A 7150-nucleotide genomic window follows, 5' to 3' on the forward strand; every position below is an offset into this window, starting at 1 on the left:
ATTCTTGAATCCAAAATTTCTTCAACCCGCGTCGGCGGGTTTCGTTTGTGTCGCCGCGAATTCGATTCGCCGGGAATTTCCGCAATTCTTGAATCCAAAATTTCTTCAACCCGCGTCGGCGGGTTTCGTTTGTGTCGCCGCGAATTCGATTCGCCGGGAATCAGAATCGCGAATTCCATTCGCCGGGAATCTCAATCGCCCGCAATTTCCAGCACTATTTTACCCGTCAGTGAGCCTGTTTCTAACAATTCATGTGCAGCTTGAGCTTGTGCTAGCGGAAAAGTTTTGCTGACATGAATTTTGAGCAAATTTCGATCGCACAAACGAGCACACTGCTGCAAAATCTTCGCCTGCTGTTCCTGTTCCTGTTCCAAACCTTGCAGCATCGGAGTTAACATTAATTCCAGACTAATTCGCAGATTGCGCATTCTCGCCGTTTTCAAATTCCCCAAAGCCGGATCGGGCTCCAAAATTGTTACCAAATCTCCATAAATCTTGACAGCCGGAATAGTTTGGTAAAAAGTTTCTCCCCCGACAGTATCAAAAGCCAAGTCAACTCCTTGTCCCTGAGTCCAAGTCAAAACTTCATCGACAACATCGGTATTTTTGTATAAAATAACTGAATCAGCACCCAACTGCTTGACAAATTCGGCTTTTTTTTCAGAACTAACAGTAGTACAAACCTCAGCGCCTTGCAACGAAGCCAACTGTATCGCGACGTGGCCCACACCGCCTGCACCAGCTAGAATTAGCACCTTTTGTCCGGGTTGCATCCGCCCTCGATCGTATAGCGATTCCCATGCTGTAATTAAAACTAACGGTGCCGCCGCTGCCTCAGCAAAACTTAAAGCAGCAGGCTTGATGGCGAGGAAACGTTCGTCTACAACGGCAAACTCAGCGTAAGTACCGATCGACCCACCCAAACCGCCATTGCAGAAAAAAACCTCGTCTCCGACTTGAAAACTCTGTACAGCAGCACCGAGGGCCTCTACGACTCCAGCCCCGTCGCACCCCAAAACGTGAGGAGTTTTCTCTGGGTAAAAAGTGCCGCGCGATCGCAACTTAGTATCTATCGGATTGAGCCCCGCCGCCCGCAGCCGCACCAAAACTTCAGTTTCTGTTTGTATAGTAGGGGCGGGGATATCTTGCAGTCTCAATACGGACGGGCTTCCGGGCGTTTCAAAAACGATCGCTTTCATAGCGTGGCATTAACTCTATTTTCGGCTTCACCTGCGATCCTACCTTGTATTCGTTACTCATCTGTGACGATACTTAGTTATTTTTAATAAATAGATTGGCTTCAAGTAACTACTACAATTATCGAGCGGTGCTAATCGATGTTCCAGCTAGATTTATTCCTTTACTTTGAGATTCTTGCATATTTTCTGGGATTATCGGCGAGTTTAGCCTTTGCCTCCGCGATTTATCTCAAGTGGCAGCGAAGGCCTCCCAGTCTGCCGCCGACAGCAGAAAAACGGCAGTTGGCAGAATTAAACGACGATTCATCTGCAATAAGATTGAAAATTTGGCAAAACTTTTTGATTTTCCCCAACTGCAATCTGTGGCCGATCGCTGACAGATTATTGAGTAAATTTTTAAGTATTAGCCGCACTCTATTCCTCCGGCAGCAACAGGGCCCAACGGTGAATCCTTCGCCTCTGATCGGGCCTGCAACTAGCAAAACCGTAAGTCTGAGCATTTCGGGATCGATCGAGCAAAATGCCGAGGGCCCGAATGCAGACAACCCTTGCAAAGTCAACTCTTTCCCGAAATTAGAAGCAGACTTGCTGAGCGAGATCCTAGCAGGTACTGATTCGCCGGGGGGAGCAGAATTCTTTGATGGCTTAGTTCGCCACTTAGCCTCAGCACTCGGAGTTCGCAGCGCCGTTGTTTCCAAATCGATTAAGTCGATCGAACGCACCGATCCGACTCCCGATCGATTGCAAGTTATCAGTTTTTGGAGCGACGGACAGCAGCAGCCCAACTTTGAGTGCGACACCGCCCATACTCCCGAAGCACTGGTGTTCGAGCAGGCAATGTACTCCTGTCCAGACAGCCTCCTCGAAACCTTCCCACAAGACCGCAGACAGGTTGTTACAGGTGCGTGCAGCTTCCTGGGAGTCTTGCTCAAAAACTCCTACGGGGAACCTTTAGGAATTATTTGTATTTTCCACGATCGCCCGCTGCTAGAAGCACATCTCACTAAATTTCGACTAATTCTCAGCATCTTTGCCGGACAAGCCACCGCTGAATTAGAGCGGCAGCGCCTAGAAGCAGCACTCTGCACCGTAGAAGCCAAATACTGCGCCCTTGTAGAACAAATGCCCGCTGTCACCTACATTTCTCCCCTCAACCGCAGCGCCAAACTTTATATCAGCCCGCAAATCGAGACTTTTCTGGGTTACTCTGTAGCTGAATGGAAGGCAGACCCGGATCTGTGGCTGAAACTCGTTCACCCAGAAGACCGCGATCGGGTATTAGTTGAAAACGCCACACAGAAATTCAGCGACGGAGAAGATATCTTTGGCGACGGGCCGCTGGTTTCAGAATACCGCGCGATCGCCCGCAACGGTAAAGTTGTCTGGTTCCGCGATCGAGCGATCGCAGTTCGCGATGAAGCCAGCAAGTCCGTGATCCTTCAAGGCGCAATGTTTGACATCACGGAGACGAAAGTCGCCGCCAGCGCCCTGCTAGAAAGCGAATACCGCTATTACACCTTAGCGAAAATACTGCCAGTCGGGATTTTGCGCGCCGACGCTGCTGGAGATTGCTTGTATGTCAACGAGCGATTTTTGGAGATGGCGGGACTGACAGCGCCAAAGGCATTGGGCGAAGGTTGGGCCCAAAGTTTGCATCCCGAAGACCGCGATCGCGTTTTGAGCGAATGGTATCGCGCTGTCACAGACAAGTTGCCTTGTAAATTAGAGTACCGCTTTTGCAACGGCGACCTCACAACCTGGGTATTTTGCCAAGCAGTGCCGGAAATTGCCAACAGTGGGGAAGTTCTGGGCTATCTCGGTACGCTGACTGATATCAGCGATCGCAAGCAGGGAGAATTCGCGCTGCAAGAAGCCGAAGAGAAATACCGCAGCATCTTTGAAAATGCGATCGAGGGTATTTTTCAGACGACTGCTGACGGACGCTACCTCAGTGCTAATCCTGCTTTGGCGAGAATTTACGGCTACGAGTCGGCCGCGGAACTGATCGCAAATATCCACGATATCGATCGCCAACTATATCTCGATCCCAACCGCCGCGTCGAGTTTTTGCGCGCGATCGAAAAACACGGTTTTGTGTCAGAGTTCGAGTCCAAAGTTTACCGCGCTGACGGAACCACCATCTGGGTTTCGGAGAATGGCCGGGCTGTTCGCGATAACGGCAATTTGCTTTACTACGAAGGTACTGTCGAAAATATCACCCTCCGCAAAATAGCCGAAGAGAAGTTAGTACACGATGCTTTGCACGATACGCTAACGGGTTTGCCGAACCGAGCTTTATTTATGGATCGTTTGGGACACGCGATCGAGCTTTCAAAACGCCGTCCCGAAGTTTTGTTTGCGGTGCTGTTTATCGATCTAGACCGTTTTAAGGTTGTTAATGACAGTTTGGGGCATTTAGTGGGCGATCGCTTGCTGATCGCGATCGCGCAGCGCCTGGAAATCTGTTTGCGCGCTGGAGATACCGTTGCCCGTCTCGGCGGCGACGAATTCGCTATTTTGCTGGAAAATATCAAAAATACCGAGGATGCGATCGTCATTGCTGAACGAGTGCAAGCGGAACTAGCAGAGCCTTTTTACCTCAATGAATATCAAGTTTTTACCAGTGCTAGCATTGGCATTGTTTGTTCTGGTGTACCGCAGCATCCCGCAGAAACCAGCCAACTGTCTAGTCCAGGAAATTTCGGAAATATCATCGATCGGGAAACTGCTTTGTCTTGCTTATCTTCCGACTCCCCCGATCCCAATATCCCATTCCGAATATTGTACGATCGACCTGAAGAACTGTTGCGAGATGCAGATGCTGCCATGTATCACGCTAAGGGATTGGGCAAAGCGCGTCACGAAGTTTTTGACTTGAGTATGCACACTCGCGCCGTCGCCCTTTTGCAACTAGAAAACGATTTGCGGCGCGCTCTAGACTCCCAGGAATTTCAGCTTTACTACCAGCCCATCGTCTCTCTAACCAGCGGTAGAATCAGCGGTTTTGAAGCGCTGCTGCGGTGGTATCACCCCCAGCGGGGTTTAGTATCTCCCGGCGAGTTTATTTTAGTCGCAGAAGAAACTAGATTGATTGTACCGATTGGTTGGTGGATGATGCGATCGGCTTGCCGTCAGATCCACGAGTGGCACCAAAAATTTCCGATAAATCCGCCCCTGAGTGTCAGCGTCAACCTTTCTAACCAACAATTTAAACAGCCTGATTTAATCGAGCGCATTCGCGAAATTTTACAAGAAACTCAGCTTGACCCCCGCACTTTCAAGTTAGAAATTACTGAAGGTGTCATCATGGACAATGCCGAATCAGCAGCCACTATCCTCGCCCAATTGAAAAGTTTAGAAATTCAATTATATATTGACGATTTCGGCACTGGCTATTCTTCTTTGAGCCGCCTGCACACTTTTCCCACTGACGCTTTAAAGATCGATCGAGCTTTTGTCAGCCGCATGACTGAAGATGAAGGAAACGAAGCCATCGTACAGACTATTCTCATTTTAGCCAGTCATTTAGGTATGGATGTAATTGCTGAAGGCATCGAAACCGTCGAACAGCTTAATTTGCTCAGAGCCCTGCAATGCGAATACGGACAGGGATACTTTTTCTCAAAAGCCGTAGACAGCATCACAGCCACAGGTTTGATCGAAAGTCAACCCGTATGGTAATTAGTCCGTTGACAGTTGACAGTTGACAGTTGTCAGTTGTCAGTTGTCAGTTGTCAGTTGCGTTACATCGAAATAATAACGCAGTGCGAGCATCCCGCTCGCGAGCTGAGCTGCATCAGAGTGCTAAACTCGGAAAATTATGATTCTGATACAACCGGACACGATATCCTTAGTTATTGGTCATTTGTAATCAGAAGTCGAAAGTTAAAAGTTAAAAGATACTTTGTGACCAATGACAACTGACCACTGACAACTAACTACTGACAACTGACCACTGTCAACTGACCACTGACTTAAACTTTCGCTTCCAAAGACTTAAGAAACTCCGTATTCACCCCCGACTCGCGAGTCATGGCAATTTTCCCAGTCCGAGCAATTTCCTTAATCCCAAACCTATTCAGAACCTGGACAATCGCCACCATTTTACCAGGATCTCCCACAACTTCCAAAGTCAGCGTATCATCACCAATATCCACCACCCGCGCTCTAAAAATCTGAGCCAACTCAATGATCTCCGATCGCGTCCCAGTAGCAGCATTAACTTTCAGCAACATCAACTCCCGTTCCACACAGGGAATTTCGGTTATATCCTGAACTTTCAGCACATTAATCAACTTATACAGTTGCTTGGTCAACTGTTCAATAATCTGGTCATCTCCCGGTACAACCATCGTAATCCGAGACACTCCCACTTGCTCCGCCGGGCCAACGGCCAGACTTTCAATATTAAAGCCCCGACGGGCAAACAAACCAGCAATTCGAGTGAGGACACCCGCTTCATCTTCAACTAAAACCGAAAGAGTGTGTTTCATTTCTCCCAAAAAGACGCATTTTGTGCAATTCTACTTTCGCCAATTCGCCTTTTAGCAGAAGTGCACGCCCATTGAACCTGCATTAGACATTTTATCGCGAGTTATTGGCCGTTCATCTCCCACGAAAAAAAACCTCGATCAATTTCGCTTTTACCGCAGTCTCGATCCCCCTCGCATCCCCCAAAAGCAAGGGGGACTTTGATAGCACTCCTGTCCCCCCCTTGCTTTCGGGGGGTTAGGGGGGATCGGCTTTATCTCAACCCTAAACCCGCCCCAACCGGTTCTGACGGCACGCGATCCAAGTTTTTTGTGTACGAACGTACACAATTACGTGACCGAATAAAAACTCTTCAAGTCTGGTAGTTGACGGAAAGTGCAATTTTGACACCCATGGGTGTCAAAATTACGAAGTACCAAGCTGCCACAACTCACAGAAAAACCCGGTGTTGCAGCGAAGGCATTTGGCGGCGGACTTGTTCTAGCCGATCGGGATTAATCTCTGCAATCGCCACACCCGGTTCCTCTCCAGCATCCGCCAAAACCACACCCCAAGGGTCTACAATCATCGCGTGACCGTGAGTTTGACGGCGGCCGTAGTGGTGTCCAGTCTGCGCCGGGGCGATCGTATAACAAGTATTTTCGATCGCCCTAGCTTGCAACAAAACCTTCCAGTGATCCTTGCCAGTGTAAGCAGTAAACGCCGCCGGCACGAACAAAACATCAGCACCCTTATGTGACAAATGCCTGTACACTTCCGGGAACCGCACGTCATAGCACACCGAAAGTCCCAGCGTCCCCAAATCCGGCGACACATAAACCGGCGGCAAATCTTCACCAGCTTTCACCGTGCTCGATTCCCTGTAAGTAATCCCGTCTGGCACATTCACATCGAACAAATGTACTTTTTTGTACCTGGCAACTTCGCTGCCGTTTGGGTCTACCAGCAAACAAGTATTGTATACCTTCCCCCCATCCGTCGGCACCGGAAATCCGCCGCCCAGAATCGTCACCTGGAAGCGTTGGGCCATGGTTTTGAGGAATTTTTCGCTTTGGAGTCCGATCGCATCTGCAAGAGCAATCTTGTCCTCCTCTTCTCCCATAAACGAGAAATTTTCTGGTAAAGAAACTAACTCCGCACCCCGACGAACTGCCAGGTCGATTAATTCCTCTGCCTGAACCAAATTTTTTTGCAGGTCAGGCAAGCTAGTCATTTGAATTGCTGCGGCGAGATAAGACTTCATCGATTCACAATATTAGTCATAGTGCGAGCGTCCCCGCTCGCGAACATTAGTCATTAGTCATTAGTCATTAGTGATTAGTCATTAGTCATTAGTCATTAGTCATTAGTCATTAGTCATTAGTCATTGGTCAGCAGTCAACAATGCCCTATGCCCTATGCCCTATGCCCTATGCCCTATGCCCTATGCCCTATGCCCTATGCCCTATGCCCTATGCCCT

Annotated in this window: 4 protein-coding genes; 1 reads left to right on the forward strand and 3 read right to left on the reverse strand. The window is 48.9% G+C overall.

Translation table 11 applies throughout. From position 1 onward, the window contains the following. Nucleotides 1-191: 191 nt before the first annotated feature. Complete coding sequence (locus QUB68_RS02880) at nucleotides 192-1199, reverse strand: zinc-dependent alcohol dehydrogenase family protein (protein ID WP_332989188.1); 1008 nt, start codon at nucleotides 1197-1199, stop codon at nucleotides 192-194. A gap of 138 nt (nucleotides 1200-1337) precedes the next feature. On the opposite strand from QUB68_RS02880, the gene QUB68_RS02885 reads away from it, so the two are divergent. Then, nucleotides 1338-4880: a sensor domain-containing protein gene (locus QUB68_RS02885; RefSeq protein WP_332989190.1), complete on the forward strand. Its 3543-nt coding sequence runs from the start codon at nucleotides 1338-1340 to the stop codon at nucleotides 4878-4880. A gap of 293 nt (nucleotides 4881-5173) precedes the next feature. On the opposite strand, the gene ilvN is transcribed toward QUB68_RS02885, so the two are convergent. Both ilvN and QUB68_RS02895 read right to left on the reverse strand, forming a co-directional pair. Next, complete coding sequence (gene ilvN / locus QUB68_RS02890) at nucleotides 5174-5692, reverse strand: acetolactate synthase small subunit (protein ID WP_096828017.1); 519 nt, start codon at nucleotides 5690-5692, stop codon at nucleotides 5174-5176. A 428-nt stretch (nucleotides 5693-6120) separates the two neighbouring features. Then, nucleotides 6121-6933 carry a carbon-nitrogen hydrolase family protein gene (locus tag QUB68_RS02895; protein WP_332989193.1) on the reverse strand — a complete coding sequence of 271 codons (813 nt, stop codon included), beginning with the start codon at nucleotides 6931-6933 and terminating at the stop codon, nucleotides 6121-6123. Nucleotides 6934-7150 lie beyond the last annotated feature (217 nt).

Source organism: Microcoleus sp. A006_D1 (assembly GCF_036702805.1).
Taxonomy (GTDB): domain Bacteria; phylum Cyanobacteriota; class Cyanobacteriia; order Cyanobacteriales; family Microcoleaceae; genus Microcoleus.